We start from the raw sequence: 21388 nt of genomic DNA on the forward strand, positions 1-21388 counted from the left end.
GGTTCCCGGGGCGCCCCCGGGGGGCCGGGGGGGGGGGGGGGGCGCCCCGGCCCCCCGCCGGGTGGCCCGGGCCCCCCCGGCACCGCGGTCGGTCGGGGCGCCCGCCCCGCGCGAACGGGGCGGGCGGTGGACCGGGATCAGTCGCGCGGCTTCTCGCGCATCTCCCAGGTCTCGATGAGGTCGCCCTCGTGGATGTCGTTGAAGGATCCGAGTCCGATACCGCACTCGTAGCCCTCGCGCACCTCGGTGGCGTCGTCCTTGAAACGGCGCAGCGAGTCGATGGTGAGGTTGTCCTGCACCACGTTCCCGTCGCGCACCAGACGGGCCTTGCCGTTGCGGCGCACCACGCCCTTGGTGATGTACGCACCGGCGATGTTGCCCCACTTGGAGGAGCGGAACACCTCGCGGATCTCGGCGGTGCCGAGCTCCACCTCCTCGTACTCCGGCTTGAGCATGCCCTTCAGCGCGCTCTCGACCTCGTCGATGGCGTTGTAGATGACCGAGTAGAACTTCATCTCCACGCCCTCGCGCTCGGCGAGGTCCGTGACGCGCTCCGCGGGACGGACGTTGAAGCCGATGATCACGGCGTTGTCCACCGTGGCCAGGTTCACGTCGTTCTGCGTGATGGCGCCCACGCCGCGGTGGATCACGCGCAGCTGGACCTCGTCGCCCACGTCGATCTTGAGCAGCGAGTCCTCGAGCGCCTCCACGGCACCGGACACGTCACCCTTGATGATGAGGTTGAGGGTGTCGATCTTGCCCTCGGCCACGGCCTCGTCGAAGGACTCGAGCGTGATCCGCTTCCGGCGCTTGGCCAGCTGGGCGTTGCGGTCCGCGGCCTCGCGCTTCTCCGCGATCTGGCGGGCCGTGCGCTCCTCCTGGGTGGCCAGGAAGGTGTCCCCGGCGCGGGGCACGGTGGACAGGCCCAGGACCTGCACCGGACGGGACGGCAGCGCGGCCTCGACCGGCTGGCCCGTCTCGTCGAACATCGCGCGGACGCGACCGTACGCGGCGCCGGCCACGATGGAGTCGCCCACCTTCAGGGTGCCGGACTGCACGAGCACGGTGCACACTGCGCCCCGGCCCTTGTCCAGGTTCGCCTCGATGGCCACGCCGCGGGCGTTCTTGTCCGGGTTGGCCTGCAGCTCCAGGGCACCGTCGGCGGTGAGCACCACGGCGTCCAGGAGGCTGTCGATATTGAGGTTCTCCCGGGCGGAGACGTCCACGAACATGGTGTCGCCGCCGTACTCCTCGGGCACGAGACCGTACTCGGTGAGCTGGCCGCGGATCTTCTCGGGGTTGGCGTCCGGCTTGTCCACCTTGTTCACCGCGACCACGATCGGCACGTTGGCCGCCTGGGCGTGGTTCAGGGCCTCCACGGTCTGCGGCATGACGCCGTCGTCCGCGGCCACCACGAGCACGGCGATGTCCGTGACCTGGGCACCACGGGCACGCATGGCGGTGAACGCCTCGTGACCCGGGGTGTCGATGAACGTGATCAGACGCTCCTGACCGTCCACCTCGGTGGAGATCTGGTACGCACCGATGTGCTGGGTGATGCCGCCGGCCTCGCCCTCGATCACCTTGGTGTTGCGGATCGCGTCCAGCAGACGCGTCTTGCCGTGGTCCACGTGGCCCATGACGGTCACGACCGGCGGACGCGGGACGAGGACGTCCTCGCCCTCGGCCTCCAGCTCGGCATCCAGGTCGATGTCGAAGGACTCGAGGAGCTCGCGCTCCTCGTCCTCCGGGGAGACGATCTGGATCTGGTATCCGAGCTCTGAGCCCAGCAGCTGGAAGGTGTCCTCGTCCAGGGACTGGGTCTGCGTGGCCATCTCGCCCAGGTGGATCAGCACCGTGACGAGCGAGGCCGGGTTGGCGTTGATCTTCTCGGCGAAGTCCGTCAGGGAGGCACCGCGGCGCAGGCGCACCACCGTGCTGCCGTCACCGTGGGGCACCGACACGCCACCGACGGTGGGTGCCTTCATCTGCTCGAGCTCCTGGCGCTTCGCCCGCTTCGACTTGCGGTGCTTGCCGCGGGCTCCGCCGCGACCGAAGGCGCCCTGGGTGCCGCCACGACCACCGCGACCGCGGAAGCCGCCACCGGCGCCGGGCCCACCACCGGGGCCGCCACCGCCGCGACGGGGACCGCTGCCCGGAGCCGGACGGCTGCCGATGGGGGCCACACCGGTGGTGTGGCCGGGCATCATGTTCGGTGAGGGGCGGGGACCGCCGGGACGCGGACCGCCCTGAGCCTGGCCCTGGCGCGCGGCGCCGGGACGCGGCCCACCGGGACGGGGGCCGCCCTGACCGGCCTGTGCCGGGCGGGGACCACCCGGGCGGGGACCGCCGGGACGCGGCCCGCCCTGCCCCGAGTTGCTCGTGCGCATGCCCTGCTGGGCGGCGAACGGGTTGTTGCCGGGACGCGGGGCGCCGGGCTTGGCCGAGCGCTGCTGGCCACCGGGGCGGGGGCCGCCCCGCTGGGCGCCGCCCTCGGAGGAACGACCCTCGGAGGAGCGGCCCATGCCCTGCTGGGACGCGAACGGATTGTTCCCCGGACGGGGCGCGGACTGGCCCGGTTTGGCGCCGCCCTCGGCGGGCGCCTTGCGGGGACCCGGGATGGCGCCGCCGGGCCGGGGCGCGGAGCTCTCCGGAGCCGAGGAGGGGCGCTCACCGGCGGGCGAGCCGCCCGCCTCGGGTGCCTTCGCCGCGGGAGCGACGGCGGGCTTCTCAGCACCGTCGGTTCCACCGGAGCTCCGGGAACCGGGCTTGGGGCCGGAGGACGGCTTGGCCGCGGTCTTCTTCTGGCCCTGGCCCGCCTGGTTCTTCGGAGCGGGCGCGGACTTGGGCTGCGCGGCGGCGTCGCCACCGGCGGGATACGCCGAACGCAGCTTCTTGGCTACGGGCGGTTCCACCGTGGACGAGGCGCCACGGACGAACTCACCGAGTTCCTGCAGCTTGGAAATTGCTTGCTTGGACGTGATTCCGAGCTCTTTCGCGAGCTCGTGGACACGGGGCTTGGCCACTGTTCTCCTGTCTCGGTCCGCACCGACACAGGTACGAACCGTTTATCTTCCGTTGAAGTCGCCACCGGGCACGGGCGTGGTGCATGCGTGCCCTGCGCGGCTGCGTGGTGAGTACGCTGACGCACTCATCGGCCGGCACTCATCGGTTTTCCATGGTCTTCCGACTCGCTTTCCTTGTGGTCGTGCTCCTGCACGGGCAGGAGCACGCGGAGCTGCTCCGCGAGGTCGTGCGCGCTGACGGAGGTGCGGAACGCGCGGTTGAACGCCCGTTTCCGCACCGCATCTGCGATGCACTCCCGGGTGGCGTGCACCCAGGCCCCGCGGCCTCCCCTTCGACGCCGGAGGTCCGCCACGACCCGGGGGCCGTGCTCGGAGTCCTCCAACGTCACGCGGACGAGTTGATCAGGGTGCGCGGTGACGCGGCACCCCACACAGGTGCGAAGACTCGTGGTGCTCATCGTCGCTCCTCGTGCCCCACCCGGCGGTTCCGCGCGGCGCTGACGCGCGCACGAGCACCACGGGTGGCTGGTCTGATCAACCCCCAGTCTAGCGCGCCGCGTGCGGTTCGCCCGAATTGCGGGGCGCTCAGCGCTGCGCGGCGCGGGATTCGGGGACGATGTCGATCTTCCACCCGGTGAGGCGCGCGGCGAGCCGGGCGTTCTGCCCCTCCTTGCCGATGGCCAGGGACAGCTGGGAGTCCGGGACCACCGCGCGGGCGGACCGGGCGGCCTCGTCCAGCACGTCCACGCGCGAGACCCGCGCGGGAGAGAGCGCGTTGCCGACGAATTCCGCGGGGTCGTCGGCGAAGTCGATGATGTCGATCTTCTCCTCCCCGAGCTCGTTCATGACCGCGCGCACGCGCGAGCCCATGTCCCCGATGCACGCCCCCTTGGCGTTGGCGCCAGGCCGGGTGGCGACCACGGCCATCTTGGTGCGGTGCCCGGCCTCGCGGGCCAGGGTGACGATCTCCACGGAGCCGTCCGCGATCTCCGGGACCTCCATCTCGAAGAGGCGGCGCACGAGGTCCGGGTGGGAGCGCGAGAGGGTGATGGACGGGCCCTTGAAGCCCCGCTTGGCCTCCACCACGTAGGCGCGGATGCGCTCGCCGTGTCGGTAGGTCTCACCGGGAACCTGCTCGTGCGGGGGGAGCAGACCCTCCACGGTCCCCAGGTCCACCTGGATCATCCGGGGGTTGTTGCCCTGCTGGATCTGCCCGGCCACGAGCTCGCCCTCGCGGCCCTTGAAGTGGCCCAGGACGTTGTCGTCCTCCACGTCCCGAAGCTTCTGCAGGATCACCTGCCGGGCGGTGGCCGCGGCAATGCGGCCGAAGCCGGAGGGGGTGTCGTCGAACTCGCCGATCCGGCGGTCCTCCTCGTCCAGCTCCGGGGCGAAGATGGTCACGTGGCCGCTGCGGCGGTCCACCTCCGCGCGCGCGCCGTCGATCGCGCCGGGCGAGCGCATGTAGGCCAGCAGCAGCGCCTGCTCGATGGTGGGGATCAGCACGTCCACGGGGATGTCGCGTTCGCGTTCGAGCAGTCGCAGGGTGCTCATGTCGATGTCCATGTGTGCGGCCTTCCGTCATGCCACGCCGGGCTCCGCGCCATGCGGCCGGGAACCAAACAGCGCGCCGCACGGGGCTGTGCGGTGCGCTGCTGCACGGGTGTTTCGTCGTGTTCTCTTCCGGGTCATGCTACATCCCCGGGCGGACCTCAGATCTCCACCTCGGAGCGGGCGCTGCGCACCTGTGCGTAGGGCACGCGCTCGGGTTCCAGCAGCTTCACGGGCATGCCCTTCTTGGGCTGGTGGGAGCGCTGGAGCACCGCGTGGTCCTCGTGCGCCTCGAGCAGCCGCGCCGTGTACCGCTCTCCCTCAACGGGCCGCACGCGCACCAGGCGGCCCACCGTGCGCCGCCAGTGCCGCGGCGTCTCCAGCTCGCGGGTGGCCCCCGGCGAGGAGACCTCCAGCTGGTACGGCGGGCCGGGCACGGGGTCGTCCCGGTCCAGGGCCTCGGAGATCTCCTGCGCCACGGCCGCCACCCGGTCCAGGTCCAGGGCGTCCGTGCCGTCCGGCAGGTCCACGAGCACCTGCAGCGTGCGTGCCGGGCCGTGGCCCGTGAGCTCGCAGCGCTCCAGGTGCAGCCCGGCGGCCGCCACCACCGGTTCCACGGTGGCTCGTACGGGTGCGTTCTGCTCGGAAGTCATGCGTCCTCTCCTGGTGGGGTGCCCGGCGGGCGGGCGCCTGTGCCGGTCGGTGCCTCTCCCTATCATGGGGCAGACCCGTCCCCCGGAGGAATTCGTGAGCTCCCACGCAACCGCACCGCGCCGCCGCGCCCTGCCCCTGACAGCCCTGTGCCTCGCCGCGGCGCTGGTGGCCGTGCTCGCGGTGGGCGCCTGGGCGCACTGGCGCCCCCTGTCCGACGACGACGCCGCCCGCCTCCGCGCGCGCGCCACGGTGGACGCGGTGCGCACGGGGGTGCGCCACGACTCGCGGCTCCTCACCGACGAGATCCTCACCCGTCAGCTGGACGCGCTGGGCCCGGCCGCCACCCCCGCGCAGCAGCACCGGCTGGACGAGCGCGAGGACACCGCGGCCACACTCGACTCGCTGGACGACGCCGCGGACCAGCTGGCCCGCACGGCCACCACCAGCGCGGACGGGGACCTCGCCGCCACCGCTGGTGCCATCGCGGCCTCGTGGTGGGCGGCCTCCCCGCAGGGCGGTGGTCGCGGCGCGGGGAGCCCCGTCACGGACGGCGCGGCCTCGCCGGCACCCAGCACCGGAGCGGCCACCGCCGGAGCAGCGGAGGAGGCCTCCCCCGTTCCAGGAGCGGCTTCGCCCACTCGGGGCGCGGACCACGAATCCCCCGGTTCTCCGGACTGCGGCACGGATCTCACGGCCGCACTGACCGCGCTCGACCGCGCGGGCTACGTGGCGCAGGCGGCGGGAGCTCGTCTCGGGGAGGCCAGCGGCGGGACGGCGGAGAACGCTGCAGAGGTTGCGGACCGGGCACTGGAGGATCGGCGTGTGCTCCCGCTGCTCACCTGCGCTCCCCCGCCCGCCGGGGGCTTCTACCGACTGCCCGACGAGTTCGAGCGGGACCCCGCCCGGGCAGCCGGGAGGGCGCAGCGCGAGGCGGGCGAGGCCCTGGTGCGGGCGCTGGCGGCGTCGTCGCCCGGGGACGTTCGCGCGTGGACCGTCACCGCGCTGCGGGAGACCGCGCGCACCGCGCAGACCTTGGACCCGCAACAGCCCGTGGCCGCCCTGCCGGGCCGCTCCTGAGCGGGACCGCGGGACTCACCGACCCGCGAGGACGTCCCAGCCGAGCTTCACGATCAGCACCGCGACCACCACGAAGAACACCGCGCGGATGAACGAGCTGCCCCGTGCCACGGCCGTGCGGGCGCCCAGGTAGCCGCCGGCCATGTTGCTCAGCCCCAGCACCAGGCCCAGCCCCCACAGCACCGAGCCGTGTGCCGTGAAGACCACCAGGGCGCCCAGGTTGGTGGCCAGGTTCACGATCTTGGCCTTGGCACTCGCGGCCAGGAAGCTGTAGCCCAGCAGCGAGACCAGCCCGATCACCAGGAACGAGCCCGTGCCGGGGCCCATGACGCCGTCGTAGCAGCCGATCACCGCACCCAGGGCCACCGCCAGAGCGTAGTGGCGGGAACCGGCGTGGCGCAGCGCCGTGGCCCGCCCCATGGAGGGTTTGAGCACGGTGAACAGCAGCACGGCGACCAGCGCCAGGACGATGACCGGCTTGAACACGGCCGCGGGAAGGGCTGCTGCCAGGGCAGCCCCGAGGCCGGCGGCCAGGAAGGCCACCGCCGCCATGGGCAGCGCGGTGCGCAGGTCCGGCCGGACCCGCCGGTAGAAGGTGAGCGCGGAGGTGGCGGTGCCGAACACCGAGCCCATCTTGTTCGTGGCCAGCGCCTGGACCGGGGACAGCCCCGGGATCATCAGCGTCACCGGCAGCTGGAGCAGACCGCCCCCGCCCACCACGGCGTCGACGAACCCCGCGGCCAGTCCGGTGACCACCAGCAGCACCACGAGTTCCGGTGCCGCGGACTCCAGCCCGGAGCCCGCGAGGAGCGGGAGCGCCACGAGTGCCGGGCCCCGCCGCTATAGCGTCTCGGCCGCGGGGCCGTCCTGACCGCGCAGCTCGGCGGTGACCTCGGCAACCACCTGGTCGCGCTGGATCTCCCGGCTGGAACCGGTCCGGCGGTCCTTGAGCTCGAGCACACCGTCCGCGAGACCGCGGCCCACCACCAGCACGGTGGGCACGCCCAGCAGCTCGGCGTCCCGGAACTTCACGCCCGGGGAGACCTTGGGGCGGTCGTCGAAGAGCACCGTGGTGCCCGCGGCCTCCAGGTGGGCGACGATCTCCTCCGCGGCCTCCAGGACCTCCGCTCCCTTGCCCGTGGCGACCACGTGGACGTCCGCGGGGCTCAGGTCACGTGGCCACAGCAGGCCCTTGTCGTCGTGGTAGAACTCCGCCACCGCGGCCAGGGCACGGGTGACCCCGATGCCGTAGGAGCCCATGGCCACGGTCACCAGCTTGCCGTTGCTGTCGAGCACCTTGAGACCCAGGGCCTCGGCGTACTTGCGGCCCAGCTGGAACACGTGCCCCATCTCCATGCCGCGGGCGATCTCCAGGGGGCCGGAGCCGTCCGGCGCGGGATCGCCCTCGCGCACGGTGCAGGCCTCCAGGGTGGCGTCCCACGTGAAGTCGCGTCCGGCCACGAGGTGGTAGACGTGGGTCTCCGCCACGTTCGCACCCGTGATCCAGGAGGTCCCCGGAACCACGCGGGGGTCCACGAAGTACGGGATGCCGGTGCGGGACTCGCTGCCCAGCAGGGGGTCCTCCAGGGTCAGACCGGGGCCGATGTAGCCCTTCACGACCTCCGGGACGGCGCGCAGCTGGTCCTCCGTGGCCGCGGCGACCTCCATCTCACCACCCACCTGGAGCGCCTGGCCGATGCCGGCCTCCACGCGCTTGAGGTCCACCTCCCGGTCCCCCGGGACGCCTACTGCCACGAGCTGGGTCCCGCCCTCGGGCAGGGTGACCGACAGCACCACGTTCTTGAGGGTGTCCGCGGCGGTCCACGGCGCCCCCTCACGGGGGTGCAGCTCGTTGGAGCGGGCCACCAGGGTGTCGATGGTCGGGCTGTCCGGGGTGCGGTGCGTCTCGGCGGGCGGCACGTCCGAGGCGTCCACGGGTTCCGGGACCACCGTGGTGACGGCCTCCACGTTCGCGGCGTACCCGCCGGCGGAGCGCACGAAGGTGTCCTCCCCCACCGCCGTGGGGTGCATGAACTCCTCGGACCGGGATCCTCCCATGGCACCGGAGGTCGCTGAGACCGCGACCACGGGCAGGCCCAGGCGCTCGAAGATCCGCACGTAGGCGGCGCGGTGCTTGGCGTAGGACTCGTCCAGCCCGGCGTCGTCCACGTCGAAGGAGTAGGAGTCCTTCATGATGAACTCACGCCCGCGCAGCAGACCCGCGCGGGGGCGGGCCTCGTCGCGGTACTTGGTCTGGACCTGGTAGAGCATGACCGGCAGGTCCTTGTAGGAGGAGTACATGTCCTTCACGAGGAGCGTGAACATCTCCTCGTGGGTGGGAGCCAGGAGGTAGTCCGCGCCCTTGCGGTCCTTGAGGCGGAAAAGGTTCTCGCCGTACTCGGTCCAGCGGTTGGTGGCCTCGTAGGGCTCACGCGGCAGCAGGGCCGGGAAGTGGACCTCCTGGGCACCGATGGCGTCCATCTCCTCGCGCACGATGGCCTCCACACGGCGCAGCACGGCCAGCCCCAGCGGGAGCCAGGTGTAGATCCCGGGTGCGGCGCGACGGATGTAGCCGGCGCGCACCAGCAGCTTGTGGCTGTCGACGTCGGCGTCCACCGGGTCTTCGCGCAGGGTGCGCAGGAACAGGGAACTCAGGCGAAGCGGCACGAATAGGTCCTAACCGCCCGTGACCGGGCCGATCGAAACTGCGGATGTCCCCGCGAGTCTATCCCCCGGCGCACGGACACCCGCCGGACGGGCGGCTCACATCAGGATGGTGGCGAAGTCGCCGTGGTGCTCGAACCCCACGTGGCGGTAGGTGGCCAGCGCGGGCGCGTTGTAGGAGTTGACGTAGAGGCTGACCACGGACGCCCGGGTCCGGGCGAGTGCCACGGCCGCGGCCATGCACGGCACGGCCAGCCCCAGGCCCCGCCGCTCCGGGGTCACCCACACGCCCTGGATCTGGCACACGTTCCCGTGCAGGGACCCGATGTCCGCCTTGAAGACCACCGCGCCCCGGTGGTCGGTGAGCACGATGCTGCGGCGATCCCGCAGGAGGGAGCGGATCCGGTTGCGGTACCCCTCCGCGCCGCTGTCCAGGGGCGAGTACCCGACCTCCTCGGTGAACATGGCCGCGGCGGCGGGCAACACCCGGTCGAAGTCCGCCTCGGTGGCCCACCGCACCTCACCCGCGGGTCCGGTGAGCAGCCCGGGATCCGGGTCCCGGTCCATCACGAGCAGCGGCTGCACGGGGCGCTCGTGGAACGGGGCAGGCCACGAGGGCCGCAACCGCTCCCACAGGGCGAGCACCGGCTCGGCGGGGCCGAAGAAAGAGGCGAATCGGGGCCCGCCGCGCAGCAGGACACCCGCCACGAGGTCCGCCCCGGTCCGGTCCAGCACCACGGGGACCACGTTGGTCCCCGCCCAGCACGCGCCCACCAGCTCCCCGGAGGAGTCCGTGACCCCGTAGACGGGCGGGTGCTTCGCGCGGCTGCGGCGCACCTGCTGGACGTGGGACGCCACGAACACGGAGGAGACGGGGTCACGGGCCAGCAGCCGGTCCAGCTCGTCCGGGTCCACCGCCGATGGCTGGAGGACCCGGGGGGTGCGGCGCAGGATCACCCGGCGGTCACGACCGGGGCGCCCTCCACGGGCTGGCCGTTCTCGTCCAGGGCCATGCTCTCGGCCATCTCGTTGGCCTGGGCCAGCAGGGTCTCCACGATCTGGTCCTCGGGCACGGTCTTCACGACCTCCCCCTTGACGAAGATCTGGCCCTTCCCGTTGCCGGAGGCCACCCCGAGGTCCGCCTCGCGCGCCTCGCCCGGGCCGTTGACGACGCAGCCCATCACGGCCACTCGCAGCGGCACCGTGAGGTGGGCGAGCCCCTCGTTGACCTCTTCGGCGAGCTTGTAGACGTCCACCTGGGCGCGCCCGCAGGAGGGGCAGGAGACGATCTCCAGCTTCCGGGGGCGCAGGCCGAGGGACTGCAGGATCTGATTGCCCACCTTGACCTCCTCCACCGGGGGCGCGGACAGCGACACCCGGATGGTGTCCCCGATGCCCTGGGACAGCAGGATGCCGAAGGCGGTGGCGGACTTCACGGTGCCCTGCAGGGCCGGCCCGGCCTCGGTGACGCCCAGGTGGAGGGGCCAGTCCCCGCGCTCGGCGAGCAGCTGGTAAGCGCGCACCATGGTCACGGGGTCGTTGTGCTTCACGGAGATCTTGAAGTCGTGGAAGTCGTGCTGCTCGAACAGGGACGCCTCCCACACCGCGGACTCCATGAGGGCCTCCGGGGTGGCCTTGCCGTACTTCTCCAGGAGCCGCTTGTCCAGGGAGCCGGCGTTCACGCCGATGCGGATGGAGACCCCGGCGGCCTCCGCGGCGCGGGAGATGCCCTCGATCTGGTCGTCGAACTTGCGGATGTTGCCCGGGTTCACCCGCACGCCCGCGCAGCCGGCGTCGATGGCGGCGTACACGTACTTGGGCTGGAAGTGGATGTCCGCGATCACCGGGATGGGGGACTTCTTGGCGATGATGGGCAGGGCGTCGGCGTCGTCCTGGGACGGGCACGCCACGCGCACGATGTCGCAGCCCGCGGCGTTGAGCTCGGCGATCTGCTGCAGGGTGGCGTTGATGTTCGTGGTGGGGGTGGTGGTCATCGACTGCACGCTGATGGGGCTGTCCGAGCCCACGCCCACGGAGCCCACCCGGATCTGGCGGGTCCTGCGCCGCGGGGAGAGGACGGGCTGGGGCGCTGCGGGCATGCCGAGGTTGACCGAGGTCACGAATTTCCTCCAGGGGAATCGACGTGCGGAGCCATGAGGCGCCCCGCGTGGTGCAGTGTCCATTGTGCCCCACGCATCCGACCCGGTGCAGCGGCTTTCGCCACCCGCAGACGACGCCGCCCCCGGCGCGCGCTGCGGGCGGCCGGGGGCGGCGGGTGGTGAGCCGCGCGGGCTCTCGTGCACCTGTCAGCGGCGCATGATCCTGCGCGCGAGCCAGTTGCCGAAGAACTGCACGAGCTGGACCAGGATGATGATCACGATCACCGCGGCCCACGTGACCTCGTCGTTGAAGCGCTGGTAGCCCAGCCGCAGCGCGAAGTCGCCCAGGCCGCCGGCACCGATGGCCCCGGCCATCGCGGACATGTCCGTGATGCCGATGACCAGGAACGTGTACCCCAGCACCAGCGGGCCGAGGGCCTCGGGCAGGATCACCGTGGTGATGATCTTCCACCGTGACACGCCCATGGACCGGGCGGCCTCGATGACCCCCGGATCCACCGTCATGAGGTTCTGCTCCACGATCCGGGCCACCGCGAACGTGGCCCCGATGGTCATGGTGAAGATCGCGGCGTTCGGCCCCAGCCGGGACCCCACCACGGACTCGGTGAGCTGGCCCAGCGCGGCGAGCAGGATGATGAACGGGATGGGCCGCACGAAGTTCACCAGGAGGTTCAGGGCGGTGAACACCGCGCGGTTCTCCAGGATGCTCCCCCGCCGGGTGACGTACAGCCCCATCCCCACGGCCAGACCGATCGCCCCGGCCAGCACCAGGGTCACGGAGACCATGTACAGCGTCTGTCCGGTCGCGCTCAGCAGCTGCGGACCCATTGTGGACCACTGCATCAGGACGTCACCTCCTGCACCGTGGTCACGGAACGCAGGGCGTCGACGGTGCGCGACACGGCGTCGTCGTCCCCGGTGAGGGAGACGGTGAGCGTCCCGAAGGACTGCGACTGCAGGATGGAGATCCCGCCGAACGCGATGTCGAAGTCCACCCCGCCGCGGGCGGCCTCGGAGAGCACCGCACCGATCCTGGCGCCGTCCGTGACGTCCACGAGAACGAGTCGGCCGGGGTGCTCGGCCCGCAGCTTGGCGAGCTCGTCCCCGCGGGGCACGGTGCGCATCACGGAGGACACGAACTTGCGGGTGGTCTCGGCACGCGGGTGCGCGAAGACCTCCGCAGTGGTTCCCACCTCCACCACACGACCGCTGTCCATGACGGCCACCCGGTCCGCGACGGCGCGCACCACGTCCATCTCGTGGGTGATCAGCACGATGGTGATGCCGAGCTCACGGTTGACCCTGCGGAGCAGACCCAGCACCTCCTGCGTGGTCTCGGGGTCGAGGGCGGAGGTGGACTCGTCCGCGAGCAGCAGCTCGGGGCTGGTGGCGAGCGCCCGGGCGATCCCCACGCGCTGCTTCTGCCCGCCGGAGAGCTGCTCCGGGTAGTTGCCCGCCCGGTCCTGCAGTCCCACGAACTCGAGCAGCTCGGCCACGCGGGCCCTGCGGTCCTCCGGCTTCCACCCGGCACGCTTGAGCGGGTACTCGATGTTGCCCGCCACGGTGCGCGAGGTGAACAGGTTGAACTGCTGGAAGATCATGCCGATGTCGCGCCGGACGGGTGCCAGCTGCGCCTCGGAGCGCCCGTCCACCTGCCGCCACGCGACCTCCAGGGAACCCGAGGACACGGGCTCCAGGCCGTTGATGAGCCGCACCAGGGTGGACTTGCCCGCCCCGGAGTAGCCGATGACGGCGAAGATCTCGCCCCTTCTGATCTCCAGGTCCACGGAGTCGACCGCGGTGACCTCTCGCGGACGCCTCCGGGAGCCCGTGACGAAGACCTTGCTGACGTCCCGGAAGCTGACCAGGGTGTCCGCCGTTCCGGCTGCGGTCACTTGGTCTGTCCCTTGAGGTCGTTCGAGTACCGCGCCAGCAGGTCCTTGAGCTCCTGCTGGTCCACCTTGGTGGGGACCGCGGTGCCCTTGGTCTCCTTCTTCTCAGCGTCCTGGACCTTCTTGTCGTAGTAGAAGCCCGCGACCTCCTTGAGCGTCTCGTTGTCCGCGTTCGCCTCGGTGGCGGCGAAGAGGTTGTCGTAGACCTTGGCGCTGTCCGACTTGGGGTCGTCCTGGGCGAGCGCGTTCTTCGGGTCGAGGTTCGCGCGGTCCAGGAAGTCGTTGTTCACCACGGAACCGGCCACCGAGTCCATGGACAGCACGGTCTGCTCGGCGGAGACGGGACGCACCTTGACCTTCGACTTCTCGGTGTCCACGTCCTGCTCCGTGGGGGCGATGGTGTCCTTGGTGAAGGACACGAGACCCTGCTGCTTGAGGAGGTTCAGGGAACGGGAGAGGTTGATCGAGTCGTTGGGAACAGCGATCTCGTCGCCCTGCTTGAGGTCCGCCACGGACTTCGCGGTCTTGGAGTACAGGCCCAGCGGGAAGATGGAGGTGGACCCCACGGGCGTGATGGTGTCCCCGGAGCTGTTGTTGTAGTCGGCGAGGTACGCGATGTGCTGGAACCAGTTCATGTCGATGTCCCCGCTCTTCAGGGCGGGGTTCGGCTGGCTGTAGTCGCTGAAGTCCACGTACTCGACCGAGACGTCGTGCTCGGCGGCAACTTCCTTGAGCGCGTCCTGCACGGGGGTCGAGCCCACGATGCCGATGGTGATCTTGCCGTCGGCGGCCGGGTCCGTGTTGTCGGAGCCGCCACCGCACGCGGTGAGGGTCAGGCCCAGGGCGGTGGCCAGTGCTACGGGGAGCAGTCGTTTGCTGCGCACGATCATGCCTTTCCAAGGTGGGGTTCCGGTCCCGCGGAGCGAAAGTCCCCCATGGATGAGAGCAGTGATCAGACATGTGCCATTCGACGTGAAACCGCACTTGCCGTGATCTGTTCGAACCGCGGCCGGATGGTCATCTGGGGCACCCCGCTACGGGAGAGGGTTGCCGTCCGGCCAGCCAGAGCTTCGCGCCGGATCTCGTCATCCGTGAAAACCGTAGCACGGCGTGCGGGCCGCGCGCACTCGGCCGGGGCTCAGCGCCGTCGTGCGCTGTGCTCCCCCGCCCGGGCCCGCGCCCACCGCTCCGCCTCCAGGACGTCCTCCAGCGTGGGCTCGGTGGTTCCGCGGTGCTCGTCCACCACGGCGGCGACCACGTCCACGATCCCGGTGAAGCCGAGCTCACGCCGGTGGAACGCGTGCACGGCCTCCTCGTTCGCGGCGTTGAAGACCGCGGGCCACGTCCCTCCCAGGGCACCGGCGTGCTTCATGAGCTCCACCGCGGGGAAGGCCTCCGCGTCCAGGGGCTCGAACGTCCAGGTGGCGGCCGTGCTCCAGTCGCAGGCAGCCACGGCTCCCGTCACGCGGTGGGGCCAGCCCAGTCCCAGCGCGATCGGCAGGCGCATGTCCGGCGGGGACGCCTGCGCCAGGGTGGAGCCGTCCGTGAACTGGACCATCGAGTGCACCACGGACTGCGGGTGCACGGTCACGTCGATCCGTTCCAGGGGGACGTCGAAGAGCAGGCTCGCCTCGAGCACCTCCAGGGCCTTGTTGACCATGGTCGCGGAGTTCGTGGTGACCATCACCCCCATGTCCCACGTGGGGTGGCGCAGCGCCTGCTCCGGGGTCACGTGCTCCAGCTCCGCGCGGCCCATCCCGCGGAACGGCCCCCCGGAGGCGGTGAGGACCAGGCGGTCCACCTCCCCGGCCGTGCCGCCGCGCAGGGCCTGCGCGATCGCGGAGTGCTCGGAGTCCACGGGGATCAGTGCGTCCGTGAGACCCGTCGCGGCCGCGGCGCGCTTCACGAGCGGTCCCCCGGCGATCAGCGACTCCTTGTTCGCCAGGGCCACGCGGTGTCCTGCGCGCAGCGCCGCGAGCGTGGGCGCCAGCCCGATGCTGCCCGTGATGCCGTTGAGCACCACGTCCGCGCCCTCCCACTCGGCGATGCGGGTGGCCGCCTCCGGGCCGTGCAGCACCTCGGGCACGGCCGACGACGCCGCCCGCGCGCCGGCCGCGAGCAGCTCACGCAGGCGGGCGGCGTCGTCCGCGGTGCCGCTGGTGCCCACCACTGCGACGCGCCAGGCAACGGCCTGCCGTGCGAGGAGCTCGAGGTTGCCCGCGCCCGCGGCGAGGGCGAGCACGCGGAACGGGGGGTGGGCCGCCCCGGTGCTCGGCCGGCGCAGGGAGGCGGCGGAGGCCACGACGTCCAGGGCCTGGGTACCGATGGAACCCGTGGAGCCCAGGATCACCAGGTTGCGGGGGGCGTCCCGGGTGGCGAGGTCGAGGTCCGGGGTCATGGCGGGTGCGCGGTTCATGCCCCCAGTATCCCCCGGGTCGCACGGACCCCGCAGATGCACCAAGGGCGCCACCGTGCGGTGACGCCCTTGGGGAAACGGGTCACGAGGACCCGGGAGTGCTTCAGCGACGGCGGCCGACGACGGCGCCGTAGATGAGCAGCACGATGATCGCGCCGATCACGGACGTGATGATGGTGCCGATGCTGATCCGGTCGATCCCGGCGTGCAGGCCCGGGATGATGGAACCCAGCCAGCCACCGAGGAACGCGCCCACGATGCCCAGGATGATGGTGACGATGATCCCGCCACCCTGCTTGCCCGGAAGGATCAGCTTGGCGAGAGCGCCAGCGATCAGACCGAGGATGATCCAGCTAAAAATGCCCATTTCTCCACCTCAGGTTTTCGTTGCACAAGCACACGGTTTCCCGCGGTCGCTCTGGTCAGCGAACTACCTTTCAGTCTACTACCAGTTAGCCGGACTATAAGTCCCGTCTCCTGACTTTGAGAGGCGTCTCACACTCTCGCTCCCCTCCGGATCAGTGGGTCACCGGCTTTTCCGCTCCCACGCCCGTGAGGGAGCGCACTTCCATCTCCGACTGCTTGAGCGGGTCCTCTCGACGCCGTTCCGTGAGGGAACCCACGTACCCCAGGAGGAAGGAGGCGGGGATGGAGACGATGCCCGGGTTGGACAGCGGGTAGAGCGCGAAGTCCGCGTCCGGGAACATGGAGGTCTCCGCCCCGGACATCACCGGGGAGAGGACGATCAGCACCACGGACAGCAGCAGCCCGCCGTACATGGACAGCACCGCGCCGCGGGTGGTGAACCGCTTCCAGTACAGCGAGTAGAGAATGGTGGGAAGGTTCGCGGAGGCGGCCACCGCGAACGCCAGAGCCACCAGGAACGCCACGTTCTGCCCCTGGGCACCGATCCCGCCGGCGATGGAGATCAGCCCGATGACCACCACGGTGGTCTTGGCAACCCGCAGCTCCTGGCGGGGGTCCGAGGTTCCCTTCTTCAGCACCGACGTGTAGATGTCGTGGGCGAAGGACGCCGACGCCGTGATGGCGAGTCCCGCGACCACCGCGAGGATGGTGGCGAACGCCACCGCGGCGATGAGCCCCATCAGCACGGAGCCACCCAGTTCGAAGGCCAGCAGCGGGGCCGCGGAGTTCACCCCTCCCGGCGCCTCTTTGATGCGCTCGGCACCGATCAGTGCGGCGGCCCCGAAACCGAGGACGAGGGTGAAGAGGTAGAACAGCCCGATCAGCGTGATGGCCCAGACCACAGAACGGCGGGCCTCCTTGGCCGTGGGCACCGTGTAGAAGCGCATGAGCACGTGCGGCAGTCCCGCCGCGCCCAGCACGAGGGCGAGCCCGAGGGAGATGAAGTCGAGCTTGGAGGTCTCGCTGACACCGTACTTCAGACCCGGTTCCAGCAGAGCCGGGTTCTGGTTGGTCTCCACCGCCGCGCCCAGGATGCTCGAGAAGTTGAACCCGAACATGGCGAGGATCCACACGGTCATCACCGCCACACCGGTCACGAGCAGGCAGGCCTTGATGATCTGCACCCAGGTGGTTCCCTTCATCCCGCCCACCAGGACGTAGACGATCATGATGACGCCCACCACCACGATCACGAGGGACTGCCCCGCCCGGGAGCCGATCCCCAGCAGCAGGGACACCAGCGCGCCGGCTCCTGCCATCTGTGCCAGCAGGTAGAAGAAGGTGACGGCCAGGGTGGAGATGGACGCCGCCACCCGCACGGGCCGCTGCCGCAGCCGGAAGGACAGGACGTCAGCCATCGTGAACTTGCCGGTGTTGCGCAGCGGCTCGGCGATGAGCAGAAGGGCCACGAGCCACGCCACGAAGAAGCCGATGGAGTAGAGGAAGCCGTCGTAGCCCTGCAGCGCGATGGCTCCCACGATGCCCAGGAAGGATGCCGCGGAGAGGTAGTCCCCCGCAATTGCCAGGCCGTTCTGCGTGCCGGAGAAGGAACGGCCACCGGCGTAGTAGTCGGCGGCCGTGGATGTGGACGCGGAGGCCCTGATGACCACGACGAGGGTCACGAGCACGAACCCCAGGAAGATCGAGATGTTGATCGCGGGGTTGCCCACCGTGGCGGAGGCCTTCTCCGCGAGGTGGACTGCGGGCAGAGTCGACTGGGCCAGCGCGGTCATGGCCGCACCTCCTCGGAGTTGGGGGTGCCGACCACCGGCTGCGCCTCGAGCTCCTCGCGCAGCGCCGTGGCCCGCGGGTCCAGCCTACGGTTGGCGAAGCGCACGTACGCGGCTGTGATGGCGAAAGTGGTCACGAACTGGAGGAGCCCGAGGACCAGCCCCAGATTGACGTTGCCGAGGACTCTGGTGGACATGAAGTCCGCGGCGTAGATGGCCAGCACCACGTAGAGCAGGTACCAGACCAGGAACGCGACGGCCAGGGGGAAGACGAAGGAGCGGTGGGTGGACCGCAGGTGCTGGAACTGCTCCGAGCACTGCACTGCGGGGAAGTCGATGCCCGCTGCGGCTGCGGAGCCGTTCGGGTCGACGGGGGACGTTGATGCCATGCGCACCTCCTGGTGTGATTCAGACCACACTAGGAGTCCTTGCTCGCGCGGCACCAGGTTCACACCACGCGGGTTCGCGAACGCTGGATTGTTACGCACCCGGAGTTCCTGGCCACTGGTGATCCGCCCGTGTGCACGTCCCGTTCACGCGCGGCGCCGGTTCTCCGTCCGCACGGCCAGCACGAACTCCACGGCGCGGTCCAGGAACGCGTCCACCTGCTGCTCCTCGTAGCACCGCTGGCCCTGGGCCGGGCGGAACACGGCGTCGCGCAGCAGCCGGGGGTCCACGTCCGGCGAGGCGCGCAGGTGCTCCATGAGGGAGTCGCACAGCACGTCCACGTCCGCCACCGAGTACCCCACCGTGCGGTGCTTCTCCGGCCTGCGGAAGCGCTGCGTGCGTGGGCGGTTCAGCCGGCCGAGCAGCTGCTGCCCGAGCAGCTCCACGTGCTCGTTCCACCGCTGCACCCCGTGCTCGGCGACGAACGCCCGGCACTCGCGGGCGAACAGCTCGTCCTCCAGCTCGTCCAGGTGCGCATCCACCGCGGCGGGGTCGTACCCCTGGCGGGCGCGGTCGAAGACCCGTTCGCGCACCTGGCGGGATCCCACGTGACGGACGGTTCCGTCCCCGGAGACCGGTGCCGCGGCGTCGTCGGACGGGGAGGATGGACCGGTGGCGTCCTCGGGCGGAGAGACGGGGCCGGTGGCGGCCATGACGGCGCCCACCCGGTCCAGGAAGTCGTCCACCTGGGCGGGGTCGTACCCCCAGCCGCGCTCCGGGAGCCGGGGGAAGCGGTCCTGTGCGGTCATGCGAGGCCTTTCAGGAGTCGGGGCGCACGTCCGCGCGGCAGCACCGGGGGTACCGGGCGGGCGCCTGCGCCCGTGTCACGAGAGGACGGCGAACAGTTCGAAGATCACGTACCCGGTGATCACGGCGAAGAGGATGGAGTCGATCCGGTCCATCACGCCGCCGTGGCCGGGCAGCAGAGTGCCCATGTCCTTGATCCCGATCTCGCGCTTGACCATGGACTCGGAGAAGTCGCCCACGGTGGCCACGGCCACGATGGCGACCGCCAGCACGCCACCCTGCCACCACGGGATGCCCAGCAGCGCGGCGCACAGCACGCCCACCACCACGGCCCCGCCCATGGAACCGGCGAAGCCCTCCCAGGACTTCTTGGGCGAGATCTTCGGGGCCATGGGGTGCTTGCCCCACACCACGCCCACGGCATAGCCGAAGGTGTCCGAGCTGATGGCCAGGAGGATCACCGTGAGGACCTTCTGGGGACCGTCCGGGGAGTGGTACAGCAGCACCGCGGTGCTGAGCAGGAAGGACGCCCACACGAGGGCGAAGACCGAGCCCATCATGGAGAGCATCATCCCCGGCCGGGGGCCGAAGGCGCGCCACACCACCACCAGCGTCACGGCCAGCACCAGTGCCATGGACAGCCACTCGGCGCCGCCGAAGAACGCCGCGAGCGGCATGAGCACCGCGGCGATCACCGCCGGAACCTTGGGGATCTGCACGCCCTTGTAGGTCAGGGAACGCGCGATCTCCCACACACCGATCCCTGCGGCGGCGCCGGCCAGCAGCGCCAGCACGAGGGGCACGAAGAACAGGCCGGTCACCAGGGCGGCGATGAGCACCGCCGCCACCCCCACCGCTGCCGGCAGGTTCCGGCCCGCACGGGAGGGAGCCTTGTGCTCCCCGCTGCGCTGGAAGGAGCGCGGCAGCACGCGGCGCCGCGACCCCGTGTCCAGAAGGTCCTGTCCCGTGGTGCCCTCCTCCGGGGGCGTGACGGAACCCCCCGCGCAGTCGCGGGTGTCCGGGCGGGGAGAGTCGACTGGGGGCATCAGGCGCCGAGCAGCTCGGCTTCCTTGTTCTTGAGCAGCTCGTCGATCTGGTCGATGTGCTTCTTGGTGGCGGCGTCCAGGTCCTTCTCGCCGCGCTTGCCGTCGTCCTCGCCCACGTCCCCGTCCTTGACGAGCTTCTCGATGGACTCCTTGGCGTGACGGCGGATGTTGCGCACCGACACACGGGCCTCCTCGGCCTTGGTGTGCACGATCTTCACGTACTCCTTGCGGCGCTCCTCGGTGAGCTCCGGCATGACCACGCGGATCACGTTGCCGTCGTTCGCGGGGTTCGCGCCGATGTCGGAGTCCCGCAGGGCCTTCTCGATGTCGTTGAGCGCGCTGCGGTCGTAGGGCGTGATGAGCAGGGTGCGGGCCTCCGGGGTCTGGAAGGACGCCAGCTGCTGCAGCGGGGTGGGCGTGCCGTAGTACTCCACGAGCAGGCTGGAGAACAGGGAGGGGTTCGCGCGGCCGGTGCGCACCGTGGAGAAGTCGGTCTTCGCCGCGTCCACCGCCTTGCTCATCCGGGTGGTGGCATCCGAGAGGACATCTGAGATCACGGGTGGTTCTCCTTATGCGACGGTGGGCCGGGGTCACTCACCCCGGCGGCGACGGAACGTGGTTCCACTCTAACGGTCGAGCCCGCGCCGCAGGATCCTGCGGCGCAGGCGGGGACCGGGAAGGTCAGGGGGTGACGAGGGTGCCGATCTCCTCGCCCAGCACGGCGCGGGTCACGTTGCCCGCACCCTCCATGCCGAACACGCGCATGGTCACGTTGTTGTCGCGGCACAGGGCGAAGGCGGTCTGGTCCATCACGCGGATGTCACGGGCCAGGGCCTCGTCGTAGGTCAGGCTCGCGAGGCGCTGCGCGCCCGGATCCTTGCGGGGGTCAGCGGTGTAGACGCCGTCCACTCCGTTCTTGGCCATGAGCACCTCGGTGGCGTGCACCTCCAGGGCGCGCTGCGCGGCCACGGTGTCCGTGGAGAAGTAGGGCAGCCCGGCCCCGGCACCGAAGATCACCACGCGGTCCTTCTCCATGTGGCGGATGGCCCGGCGCGGGATGTAGGTCTCCGCGACCTGCTCCATCTTGATGGCGGACTGCACGCGGGTGTCCACACCGCACTGCTCCAGGAAGTCCTGCAGGGCCAGGCAGTTCATCACCGTGCCCAGCATCCCCATGTAGTCCGCGCGGGAGCGGTCCATGCCGGCCTGCGAGAGCTCTGCCCCGCGGAAGAAGTTGCCGCCGCCCACCACGACGGAGGTCTCCACGCGGCCCACGGTCTCGGCGATCTGCTCGGCGATCTGGCGCACCACACCGGTGTCCACACCCACGCTGCCACCGCCGAAGACCTCACCGGAGAGCTTCAGCAGCACGCGGCGCCGCGCCGGTTCCGCACGCCGGGTGTCCCGGCTCATCCGCAGGGCCTCGTCCTGGGGCTCGGACTCGTTCGTGGTGGGCATGGATCCTCCCGGGGTGCTGCGCGACGTGGACGTGGCCCACCCGTGGCAGACCGCCATCCAGCATACAGAAGCGGGGGGGGGGGCCCCGCCCGCCCCCCCGCGGGCCGCCCCCCGCGGGGGGGGGGGGCGGCGGCCCA

At 71.0% G+C, this 21388-nt stretch carries 20 protein-coding genes and 1 riboswitch; of the genes, 1 reads left to right on the plus strand and 19 read right to left on the minus strand.

All coding sequences use genetic code 11. The annotated features are described in order from the left end of the window. Positions 1-137: 137 nt before the first annotated feature. From infB to rimP, 4 genes are all read right to left on the minus strand, one after another. On the minus strand, positions 138-3026 hold the full coding sequence (infB, locus tag Q4A22_RS08515) for a translation initiation factor IF-2 (protein WP_303178558.1): 2889 nt from the start codon (positions 3024-3026) through the stop codon (positions 138-140). Between the two features lie 125 nt (positions 3027-3151). Beyond that, complete coding sequence (locus Q4A22_RS08520) at positions 3152-3484, minus strand: YlxR family protein (RefSeq protein ID WP_303178560.1); 333 nt, start codon at positions 3482-3484, stop codon at positions 3152-3154. A 127-nt stretch (positions 3485-3611) separates the two neighbouring features. Next, positions 3612-4589 carry a transcription termination factor NusA gene (nusA, locus tag Q4A22_RS08525; protein ID WP_303178561.1) on the minus strand — a complete coding sequence of 326 codons (978 nt, stop codon included), beginning with the start codon at positions 4587-4589 and terminating at the stop codon, positions 3612-3614. A gap of 146 nt (positions 4590-4735) precedes the next feature. Further along, a complete protein-coding gene (gene rimP, locus Q4A22_RS08530) occupies positions 4736-5227 on the minus strand; it encodes a ribosome maturation factor RimP (protein WP_303178563.1) in 492 nt (163 codons plus the stop codon). A gap of 94 nt (positions 5228-5321) precedes the next feature. On the opposite strand from rimP, the gene Q4A22_RS08535 reads away from it, so the two are divergent. Continuing rightward, the gene (locus Q4A22_RS08535) at positions 5322-6305 is read left to right on the plus strand and encodes a hypothetical protein (protein ID WP_303178565.1); all 984 of its coding nucleotides are present in this window, start codon (positions 5322-5324) and stop codon (positions 6303-6305) included. 15 nt (positions 6306-6320) lie between these two features. Here Q4A22_RS08535 and Q4A22_RS08540 read toward each other — a convergent pair whose 3' ends face one another. The 15 genes from Q4A22_RS08540 to pyrH all read right to left on the minus strand — a co-directional run bounded on the left by Q4A22_RS08540 (position 6321) and on the right by pyrH (position 21206). After that, positions 6321-7127, minus strand: a complete 807-nt coding sequence (locus tag Q4A22_RS08540) for a TSUP family transporter (RefSeq protein WP_303178566.1) — start codon at positions 7125-7127, stop codon at positions 6321-6323. A gap of 18 nt (positions 7128-7145) precedes the next feature. Then, positions 7146-8972, minus strand: a complete 1827-nt coding sequence (locus Q4A22_RS08545; protein ID WP_303178568.1) for a proline--tRNA ligase — start codon at positions 8970-8972, stop codon at positions 7146-7148. Positions 8973-9068: 96 nt separating this feature from the next. Next, complete coding sequence (locus Q4A22_RS08550; protein WP_303178569.1) at positions 9069-9884, minus strand: DUF4081 domain-containing GNAT family N-acetyltransferase; 816 nt, start codon at positions 9882-9884, stop codon at positions 9069-9071. A gap of 38 nt (positions 9885-9922) precedes the next feature. Beyond that, on the minus strand, positions 9923-11089 hold the full coding sequence (ispG, locus tag Q4A22_RS08555; RefSeq protein WP_303178571.1) for a flavodoxin-dependent (E)-4-hydroxy-3-methylbut-2-enyl-diphosphate synthase: 1167 nt from the start codon (positions 11087-11089) through the stop codon (positions 9923-9925). A gap of 186 nt (positions 11090-11275) precedes the next feature. Beyond that, complete coding sequence (locus Q4A22_RS08560; protein WP_303178573.1) at positions 11276-11932, minus strand: methionine ABC transporter permease; 657 nt, start codon at positions 11930-11932, stop codon at positions 11276-11278. After that, positions 11932-12984, minus strand: coding sequence for a methionine ABC transporter ATP-binding protein (locus Q4A22_RS08565; RefSeq protein WP_303178575.1), 1053 nt, complete (start codon positions 12982-12984; stop codon positions 11932-11934). Before Q4A22_RS08565 ends, Q4A22_RS08560 begins: the two co-directional genes overlap by 1 nt. Then, a complete protein-coding gene (locus Q4A22_RS08570) occupies positions 12981-13871 on the minus strand; it encodes a MetQ/NlpA family ABC transporter substrate-binding protein (RefSeq protein WP_368410625.1) in 891 nt (296 codons plus the stop codon). The genes Q4A22_RS08565 and Q4A22_RS08570 overlap by 4 nt, the downstream gene beginning before the upstream one ends. An 85-nt stretch (positions 13872-13956) precedes the next feature. Further along, a riboswitch (SAM riboswitch) is annotated at positions 13957-14071 on the minus strand. A gap of 48 nt (positions 14072-14119) precedes the next feature. Next, entirely contained in the window at positions 14120-15379 is a 1260-nt protein-coding gene (dxr, locus tag Q4A22_RS08575) for a 1-deoxy-D-xylulose-5-phosphate reductoisomerase (protein WP_303178668.1), read from the minus strand. A gap of 121 nt (positions 15380-15500) precedes the next feature. Next, positions 15501-15764 carry a GlsB/YeaQ/YmgE family stress response membrane protein gene (locus Q4A22_RS08580; protein WP_303178577.1) on the minus strand — a complete coding sequence of 88 codons (264 nt, stop codon included), beginning with the start codon at positions 15762-15764 and terminating at the stop codon, positions 15501-15503. A gap of 151 nt (positions 15765-15915) precedes the next feature. After that, entirely contained in the window at positions 15916-17556 is a 1641-nt protein-coding gene (locus tag Q4A22_RS08585; RefSeq protein ID WP_303178579.1) for a cation acetate symporter, read from the minus strand. After that, positions 17553-17942: a DUF485 domain-containing protein gene (locus tag Q4A22_RS08590; RefSeq protein WP_303178581.1), complete on the minus strand. Its 390-nt coding sequence runs from the start codon at positions 17940-17942 to the stop codon at positions 17553-17555. Before Q4A22_RS08590 ends, Q4A22_RS08585 begins: the two co-directional genes overlap by 4 nt. A gap of 144 nt (positions 17943-18086) precedes the next feature. After that, positions 18087-18749 (minus strand): DivIVA domain-containing protein, encoded by a 663-nt coding sequence (locus Q4A22_RS08595; RefSeq protein ID WP_303178583.1) that lies wholly within the window; start codon positions 18747-18749, stop codon positions 18087-18089. Between the two features lie 75 nt (positions 18750-18824). Beyond that, positions 18825-19793: a phosphatidate cytidylyltransferase gene (locus Q4A22_RS08600; protein ID WP_303178585.1), complete on the minus strand. Its 969-nt coding sequence runs from the start codon at positions 19791-19793 to the stop codon at positions 18825-18827. Beyond that, positions 19793-20350, minus strand: a complete 558-nt coding sequence (gene frr / locus Q4A22_RS08605; RefSeq protein WP_303178587.1) for a ribosome recycling factor — start codon at positions 20348-20350, stop codon at positions 19793-19795. Before frr ends, Q4A22_RS08600 begins: the two co-directional genes overlap by 1 nt. A gap of 124 nt (positions 20351-20474) precedes the next feature. Beyond that, complete coding sequence (gene pyrH / locus Q4A22_RS08610; RefSeq protein WP_303178669.1) at positions 20475-21206, minus strand: UMP kinase; 732 nt, start codon at positions 21204-21206, stop codon at positions 20475-20477. Positions 21207-21388: the final 182 nt, after the last annotated feature.

Origin of the sequence: Kocuria sp. (genome assembly GCF_030530945.1) — a bacterium.
In the GTDB taxonomy this organism is placed as follows: domain Bacteria; phylum Actinomycetota; class Actinomycetes; order Actinomycetales; family Micrococcaceae; genus Kocuria.